We start from the raw sequence: 1,011 nt of genomic DNA, 5'->3' as shown, positions 1-1,011 counted from the left end.
CCTGCTGACCGGGGTGGCGTTCTGGGTCGCGCACGTGCACGCCCAGCTGTTCGGGCTCGATGAAGCTACCGGGGTCGAGCAACATGTCGATGCGCTGGCGCGGCGTGCTGTGCCCTGCTGCATCGCGCTTGGCAATGGCCCGAGCCGAGCCGGGTTCCTTTGCCTTCTCCAACTTTTCGCGGAGTTCAGCGAGCTTCTCCGCGGTGGTTGTCGTCACTTCTGAACTCCGGTTTCCGCTGCTTTGGTCTGAGCTGTCTCGATCTGGGCCAGCTTGGTGGTGAGGTCTGCCGCAACCTTCGCGATGTACGGCTCGTCGACGATCTGCAGGTGGTCCCCGCCGATGTAGACGACCTCGAGGTTCTTCACGTAGTCACCCCAGCCACCATCCGCCTTGCGGGTCTTGAATGCAGGCTCGAGCGTCATCAGCTCGTCGTGGTACTTGTCGGCCATGTAGAGCACGACGTCGCCGTCGTAGCTGCTGAACTCGGCCGTCTGGATGGCGCGATTGTCCAACCACGACGTCCGCTGATGCTCGATGATGCCGCCGGGAATCTTGGCGCCGCTCATCTTGATCATGTCCATCAAGATCTGGATCTGATCCTCGTCGGCTTCGGTGGAAGCCAGAACGTCAAGCGGCAGCGGCACATCCAGGTTGTAGGTGCGCTTGGCGAACTTGCCGTAGCGCTCCCAGCGCTTGCGTCGTTCCGCCTCGGTGTCCGGCACGACCTCGCCGGCCATGACGGTGTCGAGCAGCCCGACCACACGCACACTCGACACCGTTGAAATCGACGAACCCCGCGCAGACGAGATCCTTGTTCGCATCGTCGCTACCGGCCTGTGCCACACAGATTTGTTCACGAAGTCGGTGCTACCGGAAAGGCTCGGCCCCTGCGTGTTCGGGCACGAAGGAGCGGGGGTGGTCGAGGCCGTCGGCTCGTCGATCGACAAGGTCGTGCCCGGCGATCACGTGTTGTTGAGCTATCGCAGTTGCGGTGCGTGCAGGCAATGTCT

At 62.7% G+C, this 1,011-nt stretch carries 2 protein-coding genes and 1 pseudogene; 1 reads left to right on the top strand and 2 read right to left on the bottom strand.

Annotation, left to right across the window (positions count from 1 at the left end):
- Positions 1–217: pseudogene (locus tag ABT116_RS50540) on the bottom strand (hypothetical protein); the annotation flags it as partial.
- Positions 214–762 (bottom strand): thioesterase domain-containing protein, encoded by a 549-nt coding sequence (locus ABT116_RS50535; protein ID WP_351648637.1) that lies wholly within the window; start codon positions 760–762, stop codon positions 214–216. The gene ABT116_RS50535 and the pseudogene ABT116_RS50540, both read right to left, overlap by 4 nt.
- Between ABT116_RS50535 and ABT116_RS50530 the strand changes: the two genes are divergently transcribed.
- Positions 737–1,011 (top strand): alcohol dehydrogenase catalytic domain-containing protein (locus ABT116_RS50530; protein WP_351648633.1); only part of this gene is annotated, 275 nt, incomplete at its 3' end. The two genes, ABT116_RS50535 and ABT116_RS50530, sit on opposite strands and share 26 nt — an antisense overlap.

It is taken from the genome of Streptomyces sp. NPDC002130 (assembly GCF_040296465.1).
In the GTDB taxonomy this organism is placed as follows: Bacteria; Actinomycetota; Actinomycetes; order Streptomycetales; family Streptomycetaceae; genus Streptomyces.
This window is presented reverse-complemented; position numbering and strand designations above follow the sequence as displayed.